Origin of the sequence: Variovorax sp. Root434 (assembly GCF_001426595.1) — a bacterium.
GTDB lineage: Bacteria > Pseudomonadota > Gammaproteobacteria > Burkholderiales > Burkholderiaceae_C > Variovorax.
On sequence record NZ_LMEK01000012.1, the window covers coordinates 716,678 to 738,775 of the forward strand.

The 22,098-nt window shown below is 69.2% G+C and carries 16 protein-coding genes; 4 read left to right on the forward strand and 12 right to left on the reverse strand.

Going from position 1 to position 22,098, the window contains the following annotated elements; all coding sequences use genetic code 11:
• Positions 1-206 precede the first annotated feature (206 nt).
• The 6 genes from otnK to mdeB all read right to left on the reverse strand — a co-directional run bounded on the left by otnK (position 207) and on the right by mdeB (position 8,406).
• Positions 207-1,478, reverse strand: a complete 1,272-nt coding sequence (otnK, locus tag ASD05_RS13920; protein ID WP_056593050.1) for a 3-oxo-tetronate kinase — start codon at positions 1,476-1,478, stop codon at positions 207-209.
• Positions 1,479-1,483: 5 nt separating this feature from the next.
• A complete protein-coding gene (gene denD / locus ASD05_RS13925) occupies positions 1,484-2,497 on the reverse strand; it encodes a D-erythronate dehydrogenase (protein WP_056593053.1) in 1,014 nt (337 codons plus the stop codon).
• Between the two features lie 21 nt (positions 2,498-2,518).
• Positions 2,519-3,442, reverse strand: coding sequence for an L-threonate dehydrogenase (gene ltnD / locus ASD05_RS13930; RefSeq protein WP_056593057.1), 924 nt, complete (start codon positions 3,440-3,442; stop codon positions 2,519-2,521).
• Between the two features lie 16 nt (positions 3,443-3,458).
• Positions 3,459-4,793 (reverse strand): MFS transporter, encoded by a 1,335-nt coding sequence (locus tag ASD05_RS13935; RefSeq protein ID WP_056593060.1) that lies wholly within the window; start codon positions 4,791-4,793, stop codon positions 3,459-3,461.
• A gap of 126 nt (positions 4,794-4,919) precedes the next feature.
• The gene (locus tag ASD05_RS13940; RefSeq protein WP_056593064.1) at positions 4,920-5,696 is read right to left on the reverse strand and encodes a FadR/GntR family transcriptional regulator; all 777 of its coding nucleotides are present in this window, start codon (positions 5,694-5,696) and stop codon (positions 4,920-4,922) included.
• 58 nt (positions 5,697-5,754) lie between these two features.
• The gene (mdeB, locus tag ASD05_RS13945; protein ID WP_056593068.1) at positions 5,755-8,406 is read right to left on the reverse strand and encodes an alpha-ketoglutarate dehydrogenase; all 2,652 of its coding nucleotides are present in this window, start codon (positions 8,404-8,406) and stop codon (positions 5,755-5,757) included.
• A gap of 105 nt (positions 8,407-8,511) precedes the next feature.
• Here mdeB and ASD05_RS13950 point away from each other — a divergent pair, with 105 nt between their 5' ends.
• Positions 8,512-8,979, forward strand: coding sequence for an Lrp/AsnC family transcriptional regulator (locus ASD05_RS13950; RefSeq protein ID WP_056593071.1), 468 nt, complete (start codon positions 8,512-8,514; stop codon positions 8,977-8,979).
• Positions 8,980-9,102: 123 nt separating this feature from the next.
• On the opposite strand, the gene ASD05_RS13955 is transcribed toward ASD05_RS13950, so the two are convergent.
• Both ASD05_RS13955 and ASD05_RS13960 read right to left on the reverse strand, forming a co-directional pair.
• Complete coding sequence (locus ASD05_RS13955) at positions 9,103-11,367, reverse strand: PhoX family protein (protein WP_056593076.1); 2,265 nt, start codon at positions 11,365-11,367, stop codon at positions 9,103-9,105.
• Between the two features lie 125 nt (positions 11,368-11,492).
• Complete coding sequence (locus ASD05_RS13960; protein WP_056593080.1) at positions 11,493-12,641, reverse strand: murein transglycosylase A; 1,149 nt, start codon at positions 12,639-12,641, stop codon at positions 11,493-11,495.
• Here ASD05_RS13960 and ASD05_RS30460 point away from each other — a divergent pair.
• The 3 genes from ASD05_RS30460 to ASD05_RS13970 all read left to right on the forward strand — a co-directional run bounded on the left by ASD05_RS30460 (position 12,640) and on the right by ASD05_RS13970 (position 14,305).
• Entirely contained in the window at positions 12,640-12,801 is a 162-nt protein-coding gene (locus ASD05_RS30460) for a hypothetical protein (protein WP_200955427.1), read from the forward strand. The two genes, ASD05_RS13960 and ASD05_RS30460, sit on opposite strands and share 2 nt — an antisense overlap.
• A 196-nt stretch (positions 12,802-12,997) precedes the next feature.
• Entirely contained in the window at positions 12,998-13,657 is a 660-nt protein-coding gene (locus ASD05_RS13965; RefSeq protein ID WP_056593085.1) for an OmpA family protein, read from the forward strand.
• A gap of 84 nt (positions 13,658-13,741) precedes the next feature.
• Positions 13,742-14,305 carry an OmpA family protein gene (locus ASD05_RS13970; protein ID WP_056593088.1) on the forward strand — a complete coding sequence of 188 codons (564 nt, stop codon included), beginning with the start codon at positions 13,742-13,744 and terminating at the stop codon, positions 14,303-14,305.
• Positions 14,306-14,432: 127 nt separating this feature from the next.
• Here the strand turns inward: ASD05_RS13970 and ASD05_RS13975 are convergent, their stop codons facing one another.
• The 4 genes from ASD05_RS13975 to ASD05_RS13990 are packed head-to-tail and all read right to left on the reverse strand — an operon-like array spanning position 14,433 to position 22,083.
• Positions 14,433-15,059: a response regulator transcription factor gene (locus ASD05_RS13975; protein WP_007828807.1), complete on the reverse strand. Its 627-nt coding sequence runs from the start codon at positions 15,057-15,059 to the stop codon at positions 14,433-14,435.
• 42 nt (positions 15,060-15,101) lie between these two features.
• A complete protein-coding gene (locus ASD05_RS13980) occupies positions 15,102-17,144 on the reverse strand; it encodes a two-component system sensor histidine kinase NtrB (protein WP_056593093.1) in 2,043 nt (680 codons plus the stop codon).
• Between the two features lie 2 nt (positions 17,145-17,146).
• Entirely contained in the window at positions 17,147-17,962 is an 816-nt protein-coding gene (locus tag ASD05_RS13985; RefSeq protein ID WP_056593096.1) for a carbon-nitrogen hydrolase family protein, read from the reverse strand.
• Positions 17,959-22,083, reverse strand: coding sequence for a YhdP family protein (locus ASD05_RS13990; protein WP_056593099.1), 4,125 nt, complete (start codon positions 22,081-22,083; stop codon positions 17,959-17,961). Before ASD05_RS13990 ends, ASD05_RS13985 begins: the two co-directional genes overlap by 4 nt.
• Positions 22,084-22,098: the final 15 nt, after the last annotated feature.

The window sequence follows — 22,098 nt, forward strand, 5'->3', positions numbered from 1 at the left end:
GGGAGCACCCGGTGCCCTGTGCACAGGGCACGCTGCTGGTTTGCGGCCGATCAACCAGTGCTCTGATCGATCACGACGGCGGGGTGCCTTGCGCAGCGAAATAAAGGAGGAGCCCGAAGGGCGGGGGACATTCGCGGAGCAAGGTACCCCGTCGGCGTGATCGCACCCCGAAACGACACAAAGTGCGCAAACTCCGAGAGCAGATGTCATGCAAGCACTGTAAAGGCCTTGGTGAAGAAATCGTCACTGCCGAAGTTGCCGGACTTCAGTGCGATGTGCACGCCCGTCTCGGGCGCGGCGTCGGAGCGCGCATGGCACCACGGCACACCGGGGTCGATCTGCGGGCCGATCTGCATCTGCGCGATGCCGAGCGCCTGCACACAGGCACCGGAGGTTTCGCCGCCGGCCACCACCAGCTGATGCACGCCGCGTTCGACCAAGCCGCGCGCGATGGCGGCGATGGTGCGTTCGACCATCGCGCCTGCTTCCTCGACACCGAGCCGCCCCTGCACCGACTTCACGGCGCCGGCCTCGGCAGTCGAGTAGACGAGCACGGGGCCTTTGTCGATCAGGGGTGCGGCCCAGGCCAGCGTTTCGGCCGCAACGTCCACGCCTGCCGCGATGCGCAGTGGGTCGATGGCCATCGCCTGGCCGCCGCGCTGGATGAAATCGAGCACCTGCCGGTTGGTCGCGAGCGAGCAGCTGCCCGAGACCACGGCCGTCTTGCCACCGGCCTTGGGCAACGCGCTGGCCTGCGACGACGGCGCGAGCCCGAAGTTGGCCGGCAGGCCGATGGCCACGCCCGAGCCCGCGGTGAGCAGCGGCATCTTCGCGAGCGCCGGGCCCATGCGCAGCAGGTCGTCGTTCGACACCGCGTCGACGATGGCGATGGACACGCCCTCAGCCTTCAGCTGCGCGATGCGCTCGTCGATGGCAGCCGCGCCGCGTGCCACCACCGCGTAGTCGATCAGCCCCACCTTGCGCTTGCACTGCGCCTGCAGCACGCGCACGAGGTTCGGGTCGGTCATCGGCGTGAGCGGATGGTTCTGCATGCCGCTCTCGTTGAGCAGCACCTCGCCCGCGAACAGGTAGCCCTTGAATACGGTGCGCTTGTTGTCGGGGAAGGCGGGCGTGGCGATGGTGAAGTCGCACTGCAGCGCGTCCATCAGCGCCTCGGTCACGGGGCCGATGTTGCCTTGCGCCGTGCTGTCGAAGGTGGAGCAGTACTTGAAGTAGATCTGCCGCGCGCCCTGCGCCTGCAGCCAGCGCAATGCGTCGAGCGACTGCGCGATGGCCTCGGCCGGAGCGATGGTGCGCGACTTGAGGGCGACGACCACCGCATCCACGTCGGCGTCGAGTGGGCCTTCGGGCACTCCGATGGCCTGCACCACGCGCATGCCCGCGCGCACGAGGTTGTTGGCGAGATCGGTGGCACCGGTGAAGTCGTCGGCGATGCAGCCGAGCACGAGTTTGGCCATGGCTTTCAATCCTTCAGCGGCAGCTTCACGGCCTGCGCGTTCTCTCGCACGTAGTCGCGCAGGATGGCGTCGAAGCTCGCGTCGGCCTTCAGGCCCAGCGCCTCGGCGCGTGCGGCGTGGATGCGGCTGGGCCAGCTGGTGACGATCTTCGCGATGGCCGCGTCGGGCTCCCAGTCGATGAGGCCGGTTGCCTCCTTGCCGGCAATGCGTTCGAGCGCCTGCGCCATCTCGCGCACGGTGGTCGTCAGCGCGGGCAGGTTGATGGCGGTGCGCGCACCCCACTCGGCGGCGCTGGCCGTGGCCGCGCGCACGATGCCCGCGACGGTGTTACCGGGCGAAGCCAGCGCGACCGGCGTGTCGGGCGACACCGGGCAGCGCGCTCGCTCGCCCGCCAGCGGCTCGCGCAGCATGCCGCTCAGGAAGCTGGAGGCCGCGCCGTTGGGCCGGCCGGGGCGCACCGACACCGTCATGAGCCGCACGTTGCGGCCCTGCACGAAGCCCTTGCGCGTGAAGTCGGCTACCAGCTGCTCGCCGATGAATTTCTGGATGCCGTAGCTGTTCTGCGGCGTGGGCAGCGTGGTGTCTTCGATCACGGCGGGCAGGCGCTGCTCGGGCGAATCGCCGAACACCGCGACCGAGCTGGAGAACACGAACACCGGCGAGTGGCCCGCGTGGCGCGCGGCTTCGAGCAGGCCACGCGTGGCGTCGAGGTTGCTGCGCATGCCGAGGTCGAAGTCGGCCTCGCATTCACCGCTGACGGCGGCGGCGAGATGGAACACGAGCTGCGTGTCGGCGATGGGCAGCGCGCCGTTGCCGAGTTGTTCGAGCAGGTCGCCCTGCACGAACTGGATGCGCGCGTCGCCGGCCAGGTCGGCGGGCGGCGGCACGCGGTCGGCCAGCGTGATGCGCGACACGGGCCGCGCGGCGCCGCTGGCCAATGCGAAGTTGCCGCCCGCAAGCAGCGTGCGGGCGAGGCGGGCGCCGAGAAAGCCGCAGCCGCCGGTGATGAGGATGTTCATGTGTCTCTTCTCTGCTTTCTTTCAGGCTTGTTTTTTCGGAGCTGGCACTTCGATGCCCGGGAAGATCTTGATGACCGCGCTGTCGTCCTCGCGCGCGTAGCCCGCGGTCGAGGCCTGCATGAACATCTGGTGCGCGGTGGACGACAGCGGCAGCGGAAACTTGCTGGCCCGCGCCACGTCGAGCACCAGCCCCAGGTCCTTCACGAAGATGTCGACGGCCGACAGCGGCGTGTAGTCGCCCGCGAGCACGTGCGCCATGCGGTTCTCGAACATCCAGCTGTTGCCCGCGCTGTGCGTGATGACCTCGTAGAGCGCGGCCGGGTCCACGCCCTCGCGCAGGCCCAGCGCCATCGCCTCGGCCGCGGCCGCGATGTGCACGCCGGCCAGCAGCTGGTTGATGACCTTCACCTTGCTGCCCGCGCCAGCCGAGTCGCCCAGGCGGTAGACCTTGGCGGCCATCGCGTCGAGCACGGCGCCGGCCTTCTCGTAGGCGGCGGGCGTGCCGGCGGTCATCATCGTCATCTGGCCGCTCGCGGCCTTGGCGGCGCCGCCGGAGATCGGCGCGTCGAGGTACAGGATGCCCAGCTTTGCAAGGCGCGCCTCGAGCGCCACCGACCAGTTCGGGTCCACCGTGGAGCACATCACGAACAGGCTGCCGGGCTTCATCGAGGCGGCGCAGCCGGGCGTGGTGCCATCGCCGAACAGCACCGACTCGGTCTGAGCGGCATTCACGACCACGCTGACCACGATGTCGCACTGCGCGCCGATCGCGGCCAGCGTGTCGCAGGCCGTGCCGCCGTCGCGTGCGAAGGCTTCGGCCACTTCGCGGCGCACATCGAACACGTGCGGCGCGTGGCCCGCGCGGCGCAGCGATTGCGCCATGCCAGCGCCCATGGCGCCGAGGCCCACGAGGCCGACGACTGGAGAGTTGGAGGAAGAGGTCATCAGGATGTTCTTTCGATCAGCGATTCACGAGTTGCTTGGGCGTGAGCCACACGCCGATGGCGCCGAGCACCAGCGCCGCGGCCAGCACGTACATGCCGATCTGCGTGCTGCCCGTCAGGTCTTTCAGATAGCCGATGAGGTACGGGCTCACGAAGCCCGCGAGGTTGCCCACCGAGTTGATGGCCGCGATGCCGGCCGCAGCCGCCGTGCCCGACAGAAAGGCGGTAGGCAGCGACCAGAACAGCGGCGCGCAGGTCAGCACGCCGGCCGCGGCGAGCGACAGGAAGGCGAGCGACACGGCGGTGTTCTGCGTGTACGAAGCCGCGACCGTGAAGCCGATGGCGCCCATCAGCGCGGGCACGATCAGGTGCCAGCGGCGCTCCTGGCGACGGTCGGCGCTGCGGCCGAAGAGGTTCATCGCGACGATGGCGCAGACGAACGGGATCGCGCTGAGCAGCCCGATGTGGAGGTTGCCCTTCACACCCGTGGCCTTGACCAGCGTGGGCAACCAGAAAGTCAGCGCATATTGGCCCATGACGAAGGCGAAGTAGATCAACGCCATCCACCATATGCGCACATCGCGGAACACGCCAGCCACCGAGTGCGGCCCCTTGGCGCCGTGCTCGGCATCGCGCGCCACCTCGCGCTGCAGCAGCGCCTTTTCCGCGGCGTTGAGCCAGCGTGCCTGCGCAATGCCGTTGTCGAGGTAGACCAGCACCATCACGCCCACGATCACGGCCGGGACGGCCTCGATGATGAACATCCATTGCCAGCCGCTCAGCGACGCCGCGCCGTGGAAGCTGTCCATGATCCAGCCCGACAGCGGGTTGCCGAAGATGCCCGCCACCGGAATCGCCGACATGAACACCGCGATGATCCGCGCGCGCCGGTGGGCCGGGTACCAGTGCGTGAGGTACAGGATCACGCCGGGGTAGAAGCCCGCCTCGGCCACGCCGAGCAGGAAACGCAGGATGTAGAAGCTGGTCGGCGTCTTCACGAACATGAAGCAGGCCGAGAGCAGGCCCCAGGTGATCATGATCCGCGCGATCCAGATGCGTGCCCCGACGCGGTTGAGCAGCAGGTTGCTCGGCACCTCGAACAGGAAGTAGCCGAGGAAGAAGATGCCCGCACCCAGGCCGAACACGGTTTCGCTGAAGCCCAGGTCCTGCCCCATCTGCAGCTTGGCGAAGCCGACGTTGACGCGGTCGAGGTACGCGACCACGTAGCAGAGCATGAGGAAGGGCACGAGGCGCCAGAACACCTTGGCGTAAGTGCGCTTTTCGAGCGCGGCATCGGCTGTGGCGGACGGCGTGGCGTGCGCGGCGCCGGCCGGGAGGGTGGAAGAAGTCATGAAAAGGTTTGTCCCGCTTGATTTGTCAGGTCATCATACAAATTTGAGTTTTGTTGATTGACCCGGGGAAACCCGAAGGCAACGCCTCTTGCGGCGACTTTCTGGTGTCTTTGTGTGTCGGCGGACTCAGCTGCCGACAGGCCAGCCTTCGACCAGGGGCCGCGCGAGTTGCGCGCCTTCCTGCTGCCAGAACGCGGGATCGGCCAGCTCGATGCGGCGGATCGCGTTGTCCATGTGGTTCTTGGCCGCCTCGCGCGCGCGCAGCGGATCGCCGGCCTCGATGGCCTCGACGATGCGCGCATGCTCCTGCGCCACCTCGCGCGCGAAGTCGGCGCGGCGCGCCTCGTTGGCGCGCGTGACGCGGGTGGCGCCATGCAGGAACTGCCGCAGGTACTGCAGCGTGCCGATCAGGAAGGGATTGCGCGCCGCCTCGGCGATGGCGCGGTGGAAGCGCACGTCCTCCTCGGCGCCGTTGCCGCCCGCCTCGACCGCCGCATGCAGTGCGGCTATGGCCTCGCGGATGCGTTGCACGTCGTCGGGCGTGCGGCGCTCGGCGGCCAGCGCGGCCACTTCGGCCTCGAGCGCACGGCGCACCTCGACCATCTGGATGACGGCTTCGCGGGAGGCGACGTGCGGCATCTCGAAGCGCAGCGGCTCGACACCGGCGGGGCGCACGTACACGCCGCTGCCCTGGCGCGAATCGAGCAACCCCAGCGACTTGAGCCGCGACACGGCCTCGCGCACCACGGTGCGGCTCACGCCGAACTGCTCTGCCAACGCGGCCTCGGTCGGCAGGCGGTCGCCTTCGGAGAGACGCCCGCTGCGCACCTCGGCCGCGAGCGCATCTGCCACCTGGTCGGCGAGGCGGACGGCGGGGGCGAGGGACTGGAAGCGGGCGGTCATGGGTGCGATGGAGGTGGGGCCTGCGACTCTAACGCAGGCCCTGCGCGACCGCCGACGCTCAGTTCAGCGCGTGCCGCGCGGCGTTTGCAATGCTCGCGGCATCCACCCCGAAGAAGTCGCGCAGCGCCGCGCGCGTGTCGCTGCGGCCGAAGCCGTCGGTGCCGAGCGTGAGGTAGCGGCGGCCTTCGGGCAGGAAGGCGCGTACGCTCTCGGGCACGGCGCGCACGTAGTCGGTGGCGGCAATGACCGGTGCCTTGCCCTTGCCGAGCTGCTGCGCGATGAAGGGCGTGCCGGCTTCTTCGCCAGCCAGTGCGCGCTGCTCGCAGGCCAGCCCGTCGCGCGAAAGCTCGCTCCAGCTCGTGACGCTGAACACCTCGGCCTCGATGCCTTCGTCGGCCAGCAGCTGCGCGGCCTTGACGACCTCGGTGAGGATCGCGCCCGAGCCCATCAGCGTGACCTTCTTCTTCGCCTTGCCCGAAGTTGGCGAATACACGCCGAAGCGGTAGCACCCGCGCAGGATGTCCGGCTCCGCGCCCTCGGGCACATCGGGCTGCGCGTAGTTCTCGTTCATGAGCGTGACGTAATAGAACACGTCCTTCTGCTCGACCATCATCTCGCGGATGCCCGCATCGACGATCACCGCCATCTCGCCCGCATACGCCGGGTCGTAGGCCTTGCAATTGGGAATGGTCGCGGCCACGAGGTGGCTGCTGCCGTCCTGGTGCTGCAGGCCTTCGCCGCCGAGCGTGGTGCGGCCCGACGTGGCACCCAGCAGGAAGCCGCGTGCGCGCTGGTCGGCGGCGGCCCAGATCGCATCGCCCACGCGCTGGAAGCCGAACATCGAGTAGTAGATGTAGAAGGGCAGCATCGCCAGGCCGTGCACGCTGTAGCTGGTGGCCGCTGCGGTCCAGCTCGCGATGGCGCCGGCTTCGCTGATGCCTTCTTCAAGAATCTGCCCGTCGGTCGCTTCGCGGTAGCTCAGCACCGAGCCGATGTCTTCGGGCGCGTAACGCTGGCCCACGCTCGAATAGATGCCGACCTGCTTGAACAGGTTGGCCATGCCGAAGGTGCGCGCCTCGTCGGCCACGATGGGCACGATGCGCGGACCGAGCGCGGAGTCCTTCATGAGGTTGCCCAGCATGCGCACGAAGGCCATGGTGGTGCTCATCTCCTTGCCGGCCGCAGCGGTCGCGAACTGCGCGTAGCTTGCGATGTCGGGCTTGGGCACGATGTCGCAGGCGGTCTCGCGGCGCGGCATGGCGCCGCCGAGCGCTTCGCGGTGCTGGCGCAGGTAACGCATCTCGGCGCTGTCCTCGGCCGGGCGGTAGAAATCCATCGCGATGGCCTGCGCGTCGGTCAGCGGCAGGTTGAAGCGGTCGCGGAACTCGATCAGGTCCACGTCGCCCATCTTCTTGTGCGAGTGCGTGGTCATCTTGCCCTGCGCGGCGCTGCCCATGCCGTAGCCCTTCTTGGTGTGGGCGAGGATCACGGTGGGCTGGCCCTTGTGCCGGGCCGCCGCCGCGTAGGCCGCATGGATCTTCACGAGGTCGTGGCCGCCGCGCTTCAGGCGGTCGATCTGTTCGTCGGTCATGCCTTCGGCCAGGCGCGCGAGTTCGGGGTTCTGGCCGAAGAAGTTGTCGCGGTTGAAGCGGCCGTCCTTGGCCGCGAAGGTCTGCATCTGGCCGTCGACAGTGTTGGCGAACACACGGGCCAGCGCACCGCTCACGTCCTGCGCGAAGAGGCCGTCCCAGTCGCTGCCCCACACGAGCTTGACGACGTTCCAGCCCGCGCCGGCGAAGAGCTTTTCGAGCTCGTCGATGATGCGGCCGTTGCCGCGCACCGGGCCGTCCAGGCGCTGGAGGTTGCAGTTGACCACCCACACGAGGTTGTCGAGCTTCTCGCGCGCGGCGAGCGTCAGCGCGCTCATCGATTCGGGCTCGTCCATCTCGCCGTCGCCGAACACGCCCCACACCTTGCGGCCTTCGCAGTTCAGCAGGTTGCGGTGCGTGAGGTAGCGCATGAAGCGCGCGTGGTAGATCGAGCTGATGGGGCCGATGCCCATCGAGCCGGTGGGGAACTGCCAGAAGTCCGGCATCAGGTACGGATGCGGATAGCTGCTGAGGCCGCGTGCGCCGCTGCCTTGCGTAAAGGCCGGAGCCGTCAGCTCCTGGCGGTAGTGCTTCAGGTCTTCTTCGCCGAGACGGCCTTCGAGGAACGCGCGCGCATAGACGCCCGGCGCGCTGTGCGGCTGGAAGAACACGAGGTCGCCGCGATGCTGCTCGCTGCGCGCGTGGAAGAAGTGGTTGAAGCCGGTCTCGAACAGGTCGGCCGCGCTCGCATAGCTGGCGATGTGGCCGCCGAGTTCGCCATACGCCTGGTTGGCCTTGGCCACCATCGCGAGCGCGTTCCAGCGCATCAGCGATGCGAGCTTTTCCTCGATGGCGAGGTCGCCGGGGAACGGCGGCTGGTCTTCCACCCCGATGGTGTTGACGTACGGCGTCGCGAGTTCGGGCTGCCAGCCGATGCGCTGCTGCCGCGCGAGGCGCGCCAGTTCGACCAGCATCTGCTTCGCGCGCTGCGGCCCCTGCGTTTGCGCCAGCGCCAGGAAGGCGTCGCGCCATTCGGCGGTCTCGGCGGGGTCGGGGTCGTGCGAGAGCGGCGTGTCGAGCAGCAGGGCACGCATCTGGTCGGGCGAAATCGGGGCGTTCATATCGGCACTTTAGGCCGCAGCGCGAAAAATTAGCTACTGGCAAAGCCAATTCCCTGCAAGCGTCGCAGCATAAAATTCCGCCAATCTTCTACTTTCCGGCACTTCATGCAACTCGACGCCATCGACCTGCGCATTCTCGACGAGCTGCAGCGCGACGGCGCGCTGTCGAACGTGGAGCTGGCGCGGCGCGTGCACCTGTCGCCATCGCCCTGCCTGGCCCGCGTGAAAGTGCTCGAAGCGAACGGCGTGATCGGCCGCTATGTGGCGCTCCTCAGCGCCAAGGCGCTGGGCTTGGGGCTCAACGTGTTCATCTCGATCAGCCTCACGACGCAGAGCAAGCAGTCGCTCGCCGACTTCGAGCAGCGCATCGCCGAGCACGACGAAGTGATGGAGTGCTACCTGATGACGGGCGACAGCGACTACCTGATCCGCATCGCGGTGGCGGACATGGCGGCGCTGGAGAAATTCATCCTGGAACAGCTCACGCCGATTCCAGGGGTCGAAAAGATCCGCTCCAGCTTTGCACTGAAGCAGGTCAGATATAAAACGGCGCTGCCGTTGCCGAGAGAGTAGGTACTCCCCCAGGCTTCGCGCACTTCGTGTCGCTTCGCCTTCCCCCTCGCCGGGGGCAACACCGGAGGCCCGGCAGAGCCGGTTCCTCGGTGTTTCCCGAATGGGGGCGGGTTGTTGCGACGATCAGAGGCCGATCAGGCCGCCGTCGTCCTTGGTGATCACCAGCGTCGCCGAGCGCGGGCGCGCGGTGCCGCCCTGCGGCCAGTGGCTGAGGTACTTCGACGGATCGCCGATGTCGGCCTTGGCTGTGTTCTCGCCCGGGTGCTGGATGTTCACGAACAGCGCACGGCCGTCGCCCGATTCGGCGATGCCGGTGATTTCGCAGTCCACCGGCCCGACGAGGAAGCGGCGCAGGCCGTCGGTGCCCGGCGCCTTGCCGACGAAGGTGGCCTGCGTGGCGGTGGTGGCGCCATCGACGTTGATGATGGTCTTCGCCGCGCCGTCGCCAACCTTGCCCGGCAGGGCGCCGAGCAGCATGCAGTTGGTCACGTCGGTGTACTTGCCGTCGTCGGTCTCGAGCCACAGCAGGCCGGGGGCGGCCTGGCTGAACCACATGCCGTCGGGGCTGGAGAAGTCGTTGTCGGCCACGAGGTTGGACAGGTTGATGTCGGCCGACGCCGTGGAGCGGGCGCCGAACAGGTAGACGTCCCAGTTGAAGGTGGTGGCCGCCGGGTTGCCGCCGGCATCGGCGAAGCGGATGACGTGGCCGTTCGGGTTGCCCTTCTGCGCCGTCTGGGCCGTGCCCTTGGGGTCGTTGTAGTAGCGTGGATTGGCGGCGTCGGTGTTGGCGATGGCGCGCGCGGCGTTGTTGGTGAGGGTGAGGTACACCTCGCCGTTCTTCGGATTGACGGCCGTCCACTCGGGGCGGTCCATCTTCGTCGCGCCGGCCACGTCGGCCGCCAGGCGGGCATTGACCACCACGTCGGCGGCGTCGGCGAAGGGGTAGGCCGCGTTGCCGGAGGTGATGCCGTTCACGCCGAGCGAAAGCTCCAGCCAGTTGCCGGTGCCGTCGGCATTGAACTTGGCCACGTAGAGCTTGCCGTCGTCCATGTACTTGTCGCCGGCAGCCATGCCGCCGCCGACATCGGCCGCGTCCCAGCCCTTGGTGGAGACGAACTTGTAGAGGTATTCGTTCTGCGAGTCGTCGCCCATGTACCAGACCAGCGGCTTGCCGGCCACGACCGGGCCGAGGCAGGCGCCTTCGTGGCCGAAGCGGCCGAGGGCGGTGCGCTTCTTCGGGGTGCTGGACGGGTTGAACGGATCGATCTCGACCACCCAGCCGTAGGTGTGGGCGCCGTTGCGGAAGTCGTCGGTGGCGGTGGCGCCGACCACCTGGGTGTTCCAGCGGCCGTAGATGCTGTCGGCCGTGTCGGGCGTGACGGTGGCCCAGAGTTCGCGGCCGGTGCCGGCAACGCCGTAGCGGGTGAACGAGGCGATTTCCTTGGCGCTGCGGCTGGGGTTGTCGGTCGCGGCGATGCGGCGGAAGTAGCCGGCCCAGTTCTCTTCGCAGGTCAGGTAGGTGCCCCAGGGCGTGGTGCCGTTGGCGCAGTTGTTGAGCGTGCCGCGGGTCTTGCTGCCGTCGGTCGAGTACTTGGTCTTCAGGTAGTCGGTTTTCGCGGCCGGGCCCGAGAACTGCATTTCCGTCAACGTGTGCACGCGGCGGTTGAAGCTCGAATCCTGCTTGTAGCTCCAGGCACTGCCGTTCTTGTTGACCTCGATCACGCTCACGCCGTGCAGGTAGAACTCGCGCAGCACTTCGTCGGAGACGGTACGGACGGCCGCGTTGCCGCTGCCGGTGATGGTCTGCCCGGTGGGGTGCAGGAACAGCGACGTGATGGCTTCATGGTTCATCGCGAGCAGGCCGCGCGAGGCGCTGGCAGCGTCCCACTTGTTCGACGCGTTCATGCCGAAGAAGGTCATGCCGTCGTGGTGGTCACCGGCGCGGCGGTCGTAGGTGGTCGCGTCGTCGGTGCCGTCGTTCTTGTAGGCAGCGACGCCCGCGGCGATCGGGTCGCCCAGGCGATACAGCACGCTCGCGGTGTAGCCGGCAGGCACTGTCACGACGTCGGCGAGGCTCTTGGCGACGGCGTTGAAGCCGAGCTTCATCGGGGTGGCCGGCGCAGGCCCCGGCGCGGGCGCGGGTGCAGGTGCGGGCGGTGCGGGGGCCGGCGCCGGAGGCAGGACCGGGAAGCCCGCACCTCCGCCGCCGCCGCCACCGCCGCACGCCTGCAGCAGTGCCGTGCCGGCGGTGCCGACGCCCAGGCCGAACAGGTGGCGGCGGCTCAGGCGCGAGGCGATCAGGTCGGTGAACGAGGGGTTCGACGTGGGGTTGGTGCCGATGTCGTCGAGGTCGACCGAGGGATCGTCGGTGCGGGTATTTGCGGTCATGCGCAATGTCTTTCTTCGTGGATTGGAGGAAACCAGCCCGTGAAGTTAGGCACTTCGTATGACGGCTCAATGAAACCCTCAGCCTCCCGTCAGGTTGAATTGATCTACCAAGTGCCGTGCCCTGCTCAGGGAGCGGGCGACTGCCTCGGCCACAGCGCCCACAGGCGCAGCGGCTGGTTCATGCTCGCCGCGAGGCGGCCCGCATCGGCGCCGGTGCCCGCGAAGTAGTCGGCGCGCACCGCGCCGAGGATGGCGCTGCCGGTGTCCTGCGCCACCACCAGTTTCTGCAGCTGCGCCGCCGGCCCGCTGGACGCCAGCCACACCGGCGTGCCGTACGGGATGCTCTCGCGGTCAACCGCGATGGAACGGCCGGCCGTGAGCGGCACGCCTTGCGCGCCGCGCGGGCCGAAGGCGGCGTCGACCTCGCTCATCGTCTCTTCACGGAAGAACACGTAGCGCGGATTGCTCCACATCAGTTGCGACACGCGCTGCGGGTTCTGCGCGGCCCAGGCCTTGGTGTCGTCGGGCCACTTGCCGACCTTGGTCACACCCTGGCTGATCAGCCATTGCTGCACGCTGCGGTAGGGCTGCTCGTTGGTGGCCGAGAAGGCCATGCGCACGGTGTGCTGGTATCCGTTGGCCTCGGTGATGCGCAGCCGCCCCGATCCCTGGATGTGCAGCATCAGCGCGTCGATGGGGTCGGCCATCCACGCGATCTCGCGGCCGCGCAGCGCGGCCTGCGCTTCGGGCAGGGTCTCGATCTCCTGGCGCGTGTACCAGGGGCGGCGCGGCACCAGGCCGTCCGGGGCCTGGTAGATCGGCACGTTGAAGGTGGCGGTGGGCACGCGCGAGGCTTCGTACACGGGCTCGTAGTAGCTGGTGAGCTTGCCTTCGGTCTGGCCGTTCAGCGCCTCGACGCGGTAGGGCTGCAGCCGCTCGGTCATCCACTGGCGCTGCTCTTCGGGCGTGGCGATGGTCAGCTGGCGCACGTCGCGGCACAGCGGCGCGAAGGCGGCGTTGGGTCGCACGCAATTCGCCAGCAGCGCGATCCACGCCTCGTGCAGCGGGTCTTCGCCGAAGCCCGGCAGTTCCGTCCAGCCGACCGGCACCCAGCGGCTCTTGGGGTGCGCGAGCGAGCCGGTGAGCGGACCGAGGTCGCGCGGCGGGGTGGCGGAGGGGCGGGCGGGGGCCTCGGGCGTGCGCGGGCCGGTGGAACAGGCGGCGAGCGTTGCTACGATCACAAGCCCGACCAGCCACTGGAGTCCATTTCTCATGGGTTTGATTCTGCTTGAAGCCCTCGCCGCGGGACTCGTGTTCATCTTGATCATCTGGTGGACCATGTTTTCCGGCCGCAACAAGGGCGAATTGCACGACGAGGACCCACCCGAAGCCGGCCGCGACGCCACCAACGGGAACCCGCCGCCGGAAACGTGAATTGCTTGCGCAGTCCCGCGCCGCGCAGCCGTGTCGGACAATCACCCCATCGCTATTACTTTAGTAGCAATCATCGCAGCATTCATGCGCAACGGCGACACTTTTCTTGTTTTCGGGAGGGCTTGGAGCCCGTACCATCGCGTACTCCCGGAAGCTAAGCTGTGGCCCGCCTGATTCAACCTAGAAAGGGATTGCCATGAAAAAGTTCGTCCTCGCAACCACCGCCACCGCGCTCATCCTGTCCGGCTGCGCCGGAGGCATGACCGACACCCAGCGCAACACCGGCATCGGCGCCGGCATCGGTGCACTGGGCGGCGCCGCCATTGGCTCGGCCACCGGCGGCAACCGCGGTGCCATCGGCACGGGCGCCGTGGTCGGCGCGGCCGCCGGCGCGCTCGGCGGCTACCTGTGGTCGCAGCGCATGGAAAACCAGAAGCGCCAGATGGAAGCCGCCACGCAGGGCACCGGTGTCGCCGTGACCCAGACGCCCAACAACGAGCTGAAGCTGCAGATTCCGAGCGACGTGTCCTTCGACGTGGGCCGCGCCAACATCAAGCCGAACTTCGCGCCGGTGCTCGACCAGTTCGCCAACGGCCTGCGCAACAACCCGAACGCCGAGGTGCGCATCATCGGCCACACCGACAGCACCGGCTCGGACGCCGTCAACAACCCGCTGTCGGTCGAACGCGCGGCCAGCACGCGCGACTACCTCGTGGCGCACGGCGTGAACGCGGCGATCTTCCGCATCGAAGGCCGCGGTTCGCACGAGCCCATTGCCGACAACAACAGCGACGCAGGCCGGGCGCAGAACCGCCGCGTCGAAATCTACATGGGTGAGCGCGGGCCGCGAGGCTGAGCGTTCACCGCATGGGGAAACCGGCCGCGCTGAAAGGCCGGTTCCCGCCACTACCGTTCCATTGGTCCATTAAGAGGGAATCTCATGAGGAAGTTCGTTGTTTCGAGTGCGGCCGCGGCCGCGTTGCTTTTCATCGCGGGCTGCGCTTCGCAGTCGCAGCCGCCGGCCACCGCCGCGCCGGCCGCCGCAACGGCCGCGCCAGCCAACAGCTGGACGGCCCGCCTGGCCGCGTTGAAGACCGATCTCGAAACCTCCACCAAGGGCACGGGCGCGGTGATCGAGCAGACCGCCGACAATCAGTTGCACGTGGTGATCCCGAACGAGCTGTCGTTCGACTCCGGCCGCGCCAACGTCAAGCGCAACCTCGCGCAGGTGCTCGACAAGGTCGCCGAAGGCCTGAAGAGCGCCACCGCCGCCAGCGTGCGCGTGGTGGGCCATACCGACAACACCGGCAGCGAGGAAGGCAACGAGCGCCTCTCGGTGAGCCGCGCGGACAGCGTGCGCAACCACCTCGTGAGCCGCGGCGTGTCGACCACGGCCATCACCACCGACGGCCGCGGCTCGCGCGAGCCGCTGGCGGACAACGGCACGGCCGCCGGCCGCGCACAGAACCGCCGCGTCGAGATCTTCGTCGCCGAGAAAGCCTGACCCCCAGTCTTCGCGCACTTCGTGTCGCTTCGCCAACCCCCTTTCAGGGGGCAACACCTGCGGCCCGGCAAAGCCGGTTCCGCGGTGTTCGCTTGGAAGAGGCCGGGCGCCGTCGTTAAAGCCGCCGTTAAAGATCTCTGAGGCGGTTGGCTAGTTCTACGGCTGACTTCACTTCCATTTTTTCGAACACGCGCGCGCGGTGGACTTCCACCGTGCGCACGCTGATCGCGAGCTGGTCGGCGATCAGCTTGTTCGGCAGGCCCTCGACCACGAGCCGCATCACGTCGCGCTCGCGATCGGTCAGCTCGGCGATGCGCTCGCTCAGCCCACGGCGCAGGCGCTGCACTTCCAGCGCCTGCAGCGACGCACTCAACGCATGCTCGATGCGGTCGACGAGCGCATTGTCCGAGAACGGCTTCTCGCAGAAATCGAAAGCGCCGCGCTTCACCGCATCGACGGCCGTCGGCACGTCGGCGTGGCCGGTCAGGAAGATCACCGGCATCGCTGGCAGCAGGCCGCGCTCGGCCAGCCGGTCGAACAGCACCAGCCCGCTGGTGCCGGGCATGCGCACGTCCAGCAGCAGGCACAGCGGCTGCGCCGGCAGCGGGCCCTGGTCGAGGAACTGCTCGAACGCCTCGGCACTGCCGAAATGCTCGCTGGCCAGGCGGCGCGAGCGCAGCAGCCAGGCCAGCGCCTCGCGCACGCTGGCGTCGTCGTCCACGATGAAGATCAAGCCGTCGATCAGTGGTTGCATGTCATGAGGTCCAGCGGAAGATTGATTGTCTGAAGGGCGCCGTCAAGCGGCCGGCAGCGTGAAACGGAATACGGTGCCGCGCGGCTTGTTCGGCTCGAACACCAGCGCCCCGCCGTGCTGCTCCACCACCGTGCGGCACAGGCTCAGGCCGAGCCCCATGCCGTCGGCGCGCGTGGTGAAGAAGGGCGTGAAGAGCCGCTCGGCCACGTCCTCGCCGATGCCGCTGCCCAGGTCGGCCACCGAGAACTCGAGCCAGCGCCGCCCGTCTTCCTGCACCGTGCCACCCACTGCGACGGCACGCGCCACGCGCAGCCGCAGCACGCGGCTGCCGATGTTGTCGGGGCCGTCCATGGCCTGCATCGCATTGCGTGCCAGGTTCAGCAGCACCTGCTCGACCAGCGTGCGGTCGCACATGGCCGCCGGCAGGCGGTCTTCGAGCACCACCTCGATGGTCACGCCGAGCTTGCGCGCCTGCAACCGCACCAGGGGCAGCACCGCGTCGATCAGCGCCTGCGGCGCGACGGCCTCGCGCGTGCGGTCGCGCCGGCGAACGAAGTCGTGCACGCTGCGAATGACCTGGCCCGCGCGGTCGGCCTGCTCGGCGATGCGCTTCACCGCCATCGCAACTTCGCCCTGGTCGCCCTTCGCATGCGGGCCGAGCAGGTTGAGCGAGCCGCTCGCATAGCTGGCGATGGCGGCCAGCGGCTGCGTGAGTTCGTGGCTCAGCAACGACGCCATCTCGCCGACGGTCGCCAGCCGTGCGCTGGCCTGCAGCCGCTCCTGGCTGGCGCGCGAGAGCTCCTCGATGCGGCGCTGCTCGCTCACGTCGATGAACGCGCTCATCCAGCCGGTCTGCACCTTGTGGGCGTTGATGAGCGGCGCCTCGAAGATCAGCACCGGAAAGCGCGTGCCGTCCTTGCGCATGAAGACCGACTCGAAGCCTTCGCGCGGCGGCATGCCGCCGGCAAGGCGCCGCGCCTGCCGCTGCTGGTACTCGTGCGCCAGTTCGGTCGGCCAATAGGGTGCGTCGGCGCTGTCCGCCATGAGCTCCTCGGGACTGAAGCCGACCATCTCGCAGAAGGCCGGGTTCACGTAGGTGATGCGGCCCTGCAGGTCGCGCGCGCGCAGGCCGGTGATGACCGAGTCTTCCATCGCCTTGCGGAAGGCCAGCGCGTCGGCCAGGTCGCGCTCGGCGCGCAGGCGCCGGCGCGTGTCGCGCGCGAGCAGCACCAGCACCGACACCAGCGCGATCGAGATCGCAGTGACCAGCGCGGTGAGCATGTTCGGGAACAGGTCGGGCGCGGCGCGCCAGCCGTCGACGCGCAGCATCAGCGCGGCGCCCGGCAGGTCGATCAGCTGCTGCGAGGTGAACACCCGCGTACCGACGCGCCGCGAGCTGCCGAGCGCCACCAGCCGCGTGCCGTCGGCCTCGGTGAATGCCACTTCCTGGCCGCGCGTGAGCGTGGAGCCGACCAGCTCGATCAGCGCATCGCGCAGCGAGTAGCTCGCCACGAGGTAGCCGCCGCCATCGATCGGCAGGCACAGCTCCATCACTTCGATGCCGCCGCCACCGGCGATCGGCACGTAGTGGCTCGGCGAATAGGCCGGCGCGCCGAGCTTGCGCGCAGCGGCGCAGGCCAGCGTCACGTCGGACTGCTCGGGGCCGCGGCTCTCCTCGTCGAGGAGGCGCATGCGGTAGGGCGTGTTGACGGCCTGCTGCGTGCGCATGGCGGCATCGCGCCATTCGAGCCGCAGCCATTCGCGGTGCTCGCGCAGCAGCGCGGCCGCGGCCGTGGACCATTGTGTGCGGTCGGCGCCCGGGGCCTGCGTGGCGCGCAGGCTCTGCGCATTGCGCTGGAAGCCGCTGCGCAGGTCGGAGACGGCATCGGCGGTGTCGCGGTCGAGCGCGGCCTGCACCTGCTCGACCTCGTGCCGGCCGGCGAGCCACACCACCGTCACCAGCAATACCGACACCAGCACCGCCATCAGCAACCACAGGAACCAGCGCTGCCACAGCGAGCGCAGCCGCGCGAACGCCAGCAGCGCCCACCGCTGCGGTGCGACGGTCAGCAGCGCATCAGACATCGCTAGATCACGCAGTGCGAGAGCACGGGCAGCTGGGCGCGCGTGCTCTCGACCCTTGCGGCATCGATGTCGAACAGCACCACGCCTTCTTCGCTGGCCTGCTGCGCCACCACCTCGCCCCAGGGGTCGACGATCAGCGACTGGCCCCAGGTCCGGCGGCCGTTCTCGTGCGTGCCGCCCTGCGCGGGTGCGACCACCCAGGCCAGGTTCTCGATGGCGCGGGCGCGCAGCAGCACCTCCCAGTGGGCGGCGCCGGTAGTGCGCGTGAAGGCGCTGGGCACCAGCAGCAGGTCGGCGCCCTGCTTCGCGAGCGCGCGGTAGAGCTCGGGAAAGCGCAGGTCGTAGCACACGCTCATGCCCACGCGCCAGCTGTGGCCGTCGCGCGAGGGCAGGTCGAACACCACGGGCTGCGTGCCGGGCGCGATGACGCGGCGCTCGTCGTAGCGCTCGGTGCCGTTGTCGAAGAAGAACAGATGGATCTTGTCGTAGCGCGCCACGCACCGCCCCTCGGGCGAGAAGGCCAGCGAGCTGTTGAACACGTGCTCGGCGTCGGTGCTCTCGATGGGCAGCGTGCCGCCGACGATCCACAGGCCGAACTCGCGCGCCGCGTCGGCCAGGAAGCCCTGCACCGCGCCTGCGCCGGCGGTCTCGCGCAGGCCCAGCTTGTCGGTGTCGCGTGCGCCCATCATGCAGAAATACTCGGGCAGCACCGCCAGCTCGGCGCCGGCCGCGGCCGCCTGCGCGAGCAGGCTGTGGGCGCGAGCGAGGTTGGCTTCGCGGGCGATGGCCGACACCATCTGGATGGCTGCGACTTTCATTGCGTGGTCTCCGTTTTCTTGCCCTCGTTCGCGGCCGGCGAACCCGGCAGGCCGGGGATGGCCGGAATGCTCTGGGGCAGCAGTTGCAGCGTGCGCGGCACCTTCGCTATTTTGGGGTCGGCCCAGGTGCCTTCGATATGGAACTCCTGCGTGGCGGCCGCCGCCAGCGGCTTGCTCAATACCCATTGGGCGAGGAAGGTGCCCAGGCCGATGGCCGGGTTGATGGCGGTGGCCACGAGCGCGGCCGTGCCCGCATTGATCTCGGGCACCACCACCACGCGCAGGTTCTGCGTCTCGCGCACGATGTCGGCCGAGCCGTCCATCAGGGCGGCAGCGTTGACGCCCTTCATCTGCAGGTTGTTGGTGCTGGCGATGCCCTTGTTGATCTTCGCGTCGCCGCGAATGAAGTCGAAGGCGAAGCCCTGGCTGAAGACGTCGCGGAAGTCGAGCGTGAGCCGGCGCGGCAGCGCCTGCAGGCTCAGCACGCCGAGCAGCTTGGCCAGGCCCGGGTCGGCCTTGAGGAACTGGCCCTGCTCCACGTCGACCTGCAGCTGCCCGCCCAGGCTCGGGTAGTCGAGCGAGAACGGCGAACCGCGCCAGTTGACGTCGCCCTCGATCCGCCCGCGGCCGCGCAGCAGCACGCCCGGCATGCCGAAGCGCGTGAGCAGGTCGCCGGCATCGCTGATGTCGAGCTTGAACGTCATGGCGGTGCGGCGCTGGCCGGCCGCGGCACCGGGCACCGCCGCCCAGCTGCCCTTGGCCGCGAAGCTGGCCTCGGGCATGGTGAAGGTCAGCTTGTTGAGCGCCCATTCGCGGCTCGCGCCCCCGCGGTTGACCGCGTCGATCTCGGCGCGGCCCAGGCGCTTGCCGAGCAGCTCGAAATCGTCGATCACGATGTCGAGCGCCGGCAGGGTGCCGGGCTGCTCGTCGAGCAGGGTCTCGACCTGCGTGGCCTCGGACGGTGCGATCTTCAGCCGCGCGAGCCGCGCATGGAGGCGCCCGGCCTGCGCGTGACGGTATTCGGCATAGCCGCTGAGTTCGGTGGCGTCGATGTTGGCGCGCCAGACGGCGCCGTCGCGCGTGCCGCCGAGCACCACGTTGTGCAGCGTGCGGCCCGCGATGCCGAGCTGCTGCGCGCGCACCGCGATGCGCGTGGGCAGATAGGCCTGCGAGGGATCGTCGGCGCGCTCCGCCGTCTCGGTGCCGGTGCCGGTCGCCTCGCCGAGCAGCGCCTGCCATGCCGCCATGTCGAGCTTGGCGACGTTGACGTTCGCGAACACGCCCTTGTCGGGCAGGCTGGCCGTCTCGCCGGCCGCGAGGCCGACGCCGATGCTGCCGCGCAGCACGCGCGCCTCGTTGCCGACGAGATCGCGCACGTACTGGACGGCGCCGACGCGGCCGAGGTCGAGCGAGAGCTGGTCCTGCGTGGCCACGATGGCGCCCTGTTTCGTGGTTTCGCGCGCGAGCACCTTCTTCTCGATGCGCAGCGGCATCTGCTCTTCGGCCGTCTTCACGAGCGGCGGCGGCAGTTGCAGCGCCAGGCCCTGCAGGCTGCTGGTGAGCGAGAACTCGGGCGTGCCGTCGCGCATCGAGAAAGTGGCCGCATAGGGCGTGCTGCCGGTCGCCTTCTTCGCGAGGCGGGCGAGCCAGTCGACCTCGCGCGCGCCGCGCAGGCCCTCGGCCGTGGCCGTGCCCTGCGCCTTCAGGGCCACCTCGCGATTCGGGCCGGTGAAGCGGCCGCGGCCTTCGACGCGGATGTCGCCGCCGAGCAGCCTGGCCTGCACGCCGGCCAGCGAAAAGCCGGTCTCGGTGAAGCTGAGCGTGCCCTTGGCCTGCGTGAGCGAAGGCGCCTCGGGCACGACTTGCAGCTCGTTGTCGGCCAGCGTCACAGTGGCCTGCACCTTGGAGTTTTCCATGGCCGCCAGGGGCAGTTCGAGGTGCAGCTTGTAGTCGGCCGAACCGGTGGCGCGCGCGGTCCGCATGATCTCGCCGGTTTCGCCGGCCAACGGCGCGCCCGCGCGCAGCACCTCGCCGAGCGGTCCTTTGGCCTGTGCATCGACGCGCAGCATCGAGGCATGGTGCGACATGTCGGCGATCTGCGCCTCGGCCTTCGTGATCTCGACACCGGGCGCACCGACGATCCGGCCGCGCGCGTTGCGCACCAGCATGCCGGCGCGCTCGAACACGAGCTCACCCGACAGGCCGGTGAGCGGCGGCCACACCGGGGCGGGCGTGCCGTTGCGCAGCGGCGCGGAGGACGGCGGCACATAGGCGTAGTTGACGTCGGCCACCTTGGCGGCGATGCGGAAGTCGCCCTGCTTCGGGTCCATGAAGGGCATGTCGTGCAGGTCGCCGCGCACGCGGAAGTCGACGCTGCTGGCGACGCCCTTGGTGACGGCGTTGCGCACGTAGTCGCGCGTGTGCTGCGGAATGTCGAGCGGCAGGTAGCGGAACACGCGCGTGCCGTCGGCGCGGGTCAGCTTGCCCTGCAGGTCGAGCACGCCGGGAAAGCGCCCGTGGCCGCTGGAGACGGCCGGGTCGCTGGTGCGCCAGGCGGCCTCGGCATCGCCCTCGGCGTCGGCGTTGGCGAAGCGCAGCTTCGACAGCTGCAGCTGCGCGTTGCCGTTGTCGAGCTTCCATTGCAGCTGCGCCGAGAGCCGGTCGATGGGAATGACCGGCTCTTCGAACACGCCCGGGAATTCGAGCGTGCCCTGTGCGATGGCGAGCGTGGCGGTGCCGCCGGTGTGGGAGGCGTCGAAGTCCACCGCGGCGCCGCTCAGGCCGGGGGTGCCGGGACGGGTCTTGGGCGGTGTGGCCGCCGCATCCAGCTTGCCGGGCTGCGAGGCGATGCGCAGTCCGCTGACGCGGCCCTTGGCCTGGTAGCGGCTGGGCGCCCCCAGCGGGCCCTGCCAGTTCAGGTCGACGCGCTCGACGAGGCCGCGCGGCGCGTAGGCGTCGAGCATGCGGTGCGTGGCATCGCCCAGCGGCAGCCGGTCGGCGATGAGGGCCAGCGCGGCCAGGTCGAGGCGGTCGGCACGCAGCGCGCCGTGCTCGGGCGTGCGGCCCTTGCCCGGCGTGTGCTGCAGCCGCAGGTTGCCGCCGGGCCAGCGCAGGCCGTCGCTGGTGTCGAACTGCAGCGCGGTGGTCGAGAACTCCAGCGTCTCCTCGGTGAGCTGCCCCGCGAGGCGGCCGGTGACGGCGCGCAGCACCAGCGGCTGCAGGCCCTTGGCGAGCGATACGTCGACCTTGTCGAGCCCCAGGTCGGCCGCGCCACCGACGACCTGGCCGTCGTCCACGTCGGCCCACACGCGCAGCGCGCCGTTGCCTTCGCGGATGCGGGCGTCGAGCGACACGTACTGGCCGAGCCGGGTCACGTCGATGTAGGGCAGGTCGGCATAGAGCTGGCCATCCCAGGTCTGCCAGTGGCCGCTGCGGATGGACAGCAGCGGCTGGCGGAACTGGCCGCGCAGGGTGAAGCGCTGGCCCCAGCCGGCCGGCGGCGTGGCGTCGAGCCGCAGCCCGTGGCGCCGGGCGCTGTTGCGCGCGACGAAGCGCACGTCCGTCAGCAGCAGGGGTTCGGCCTGGCGCTGCTCGTCGGTCCAGCGCACGGTGCCGCCTTCGATGACCAGTTCGCGCTGGGCAAAAAACCAGTCGGCGCCGCGGGTTTCCCCGCTCGTGTCAGTCGCCATGTGCAAACCGGCCACATGGAGTTTTCCCTGAGTGTCGCGCCGCACGTCGAGTTGCGGACCCTCGATGTAGAGCTGCTCGAAGTTGAGCCTCCAGAGCGAGCGCGGCGACACGCTGGCCACCACGCGCACGAGGCGCAGGGCCTCGCGCTTGCCGGCGTCGAGCAGCACCACGTCGCGCAATTCGAAAGCCGGGAAAAGCCCTTCGGAGCGGGCGGTGATCGATCCGATCAGGACCGGCACGCCGATCGCCTTGCTAGCCTGTGCCTCCAGTGCACCGCGGAAATCGCCGATTCGCGGCACAATCCACGCGTGTAGGACAACGACTGACAGCGCCAGCAGAAGCCATGCAGCGATCAACAGACTCAGCAGCCAGCGCGCTGTCACAGCGGTTAATTTGAGCAGACGTGAAGGGGAAGACGCCGTGTCGTTCATTGAGGATCGCGCTGT

Coding starts and splice junctions, on each gene's coding strand:
- otnK (WP_056593050.1), bottom strand. CDS start 1,478: ATGGCCAAACTCGTGCTCGGCTGCATCGCCGACGACTTCACCGGTGCC.
- denD (WP_056593053.1), bottom strand. CDS start 2,497: ATGAACATCCTCATCACCGGCGGCTGCGGCTTTCTCGGCGCCCGCCTC.
- ltnD (WP_056593057.1), bottom strand. CDS start 3,442: ATGACCTCTTCCTCCAACTCTCCAGTCGTCGGCCTCGTGGGCCTCGGC.
- ASD05_RS13935 (WP_056593060.1), bottom strand. CDS start 4,793: ATGACTTCTTCCACCCTCCCGGCCGGCGCCGCGCACGCCACGCCGTCC.
- ASD05_RS13940 (WP_056593064.1), bottom strand. CDS start 5,696: ATGACCGCCCGCTTCCAGTCCCTCGCCCCCGCCGTCCGCCTCGCCGAC.
- mdeB (WP_056593068.1), bottom strand. CDS start 8,406: ATGAACGCCCCGATTTCGCCCGACCAGATGCGTGCCCTGCTGCTCGAC.
- ASD05_RS13950 (WP_056593071.1), top strand. CDS start 8,512: ATGCAACTCGACGCCATCGACCTGCGCATTCTCGACGAGCTGCAGCGC.
- ASD05_RS13955 (WP_056593076.1), bottom strand. CDS start 11,367: ATGACCGCAAATACCCGCACCGACGATCCCTCGGTCGACCTCGACGAC.
- ASD05_RS30460 (WP_200955427.1), top strand. CDS start 12,640: ATGGGTTTGATTCTGCTTGAAGCCCTCGCCGCGGGACTCGTGTTCATC.
- ASD05_RS13960 (WP_056593080.1), bottom strand. CDS start 12,641: ATGAGAAATGGACTCCAGTGGCTGGTCGGGCTTGTGATCGTAGCAACG.
- ASD05_RS13965 (WP_056593085.1), top strand. CDS start 12,998: ATGAAAAAGTTCGTCCTCGCAACCACCGCCACCGCGCTCATCCTGTCC.
- ASD05_RS13970 (WP_056593088.1), top strand. CDS start 13,742: ATGAGGAAGTTCGTTGTTTCGAGTGCGGCCGCGGCCGCGTTGCTTTTC.
- ASD05_RS13975 (WP_007828807.1), bottom strand. CDS start 15,059: ATGCAACCACTGATCGACGGCTTGATCTTCATCGTGGACGACGACGCC.
- ASD05_RS13980 (WP_056593093.1), bottom strand. CDS start 17,144: ATGTCTGATGCGCTGCTGACCGTCGCACCGCAGCGGTGGGCGCTGCTG.
- ASD05_RS13985 (WP_056593096.1), bottom strand. CDS start 17,962: ATGAAAGTCGCAGCCATCCAGATGGTGTCGGCCATCGCCCGCGAAGCC.
- ASD05_RS13990 (WP_056593099.1), bottom strand. CDS start 22,083: ATGAACGACACGGCGTCTTCCCCTTCACGTCTGCTCAAATTAACCGCT.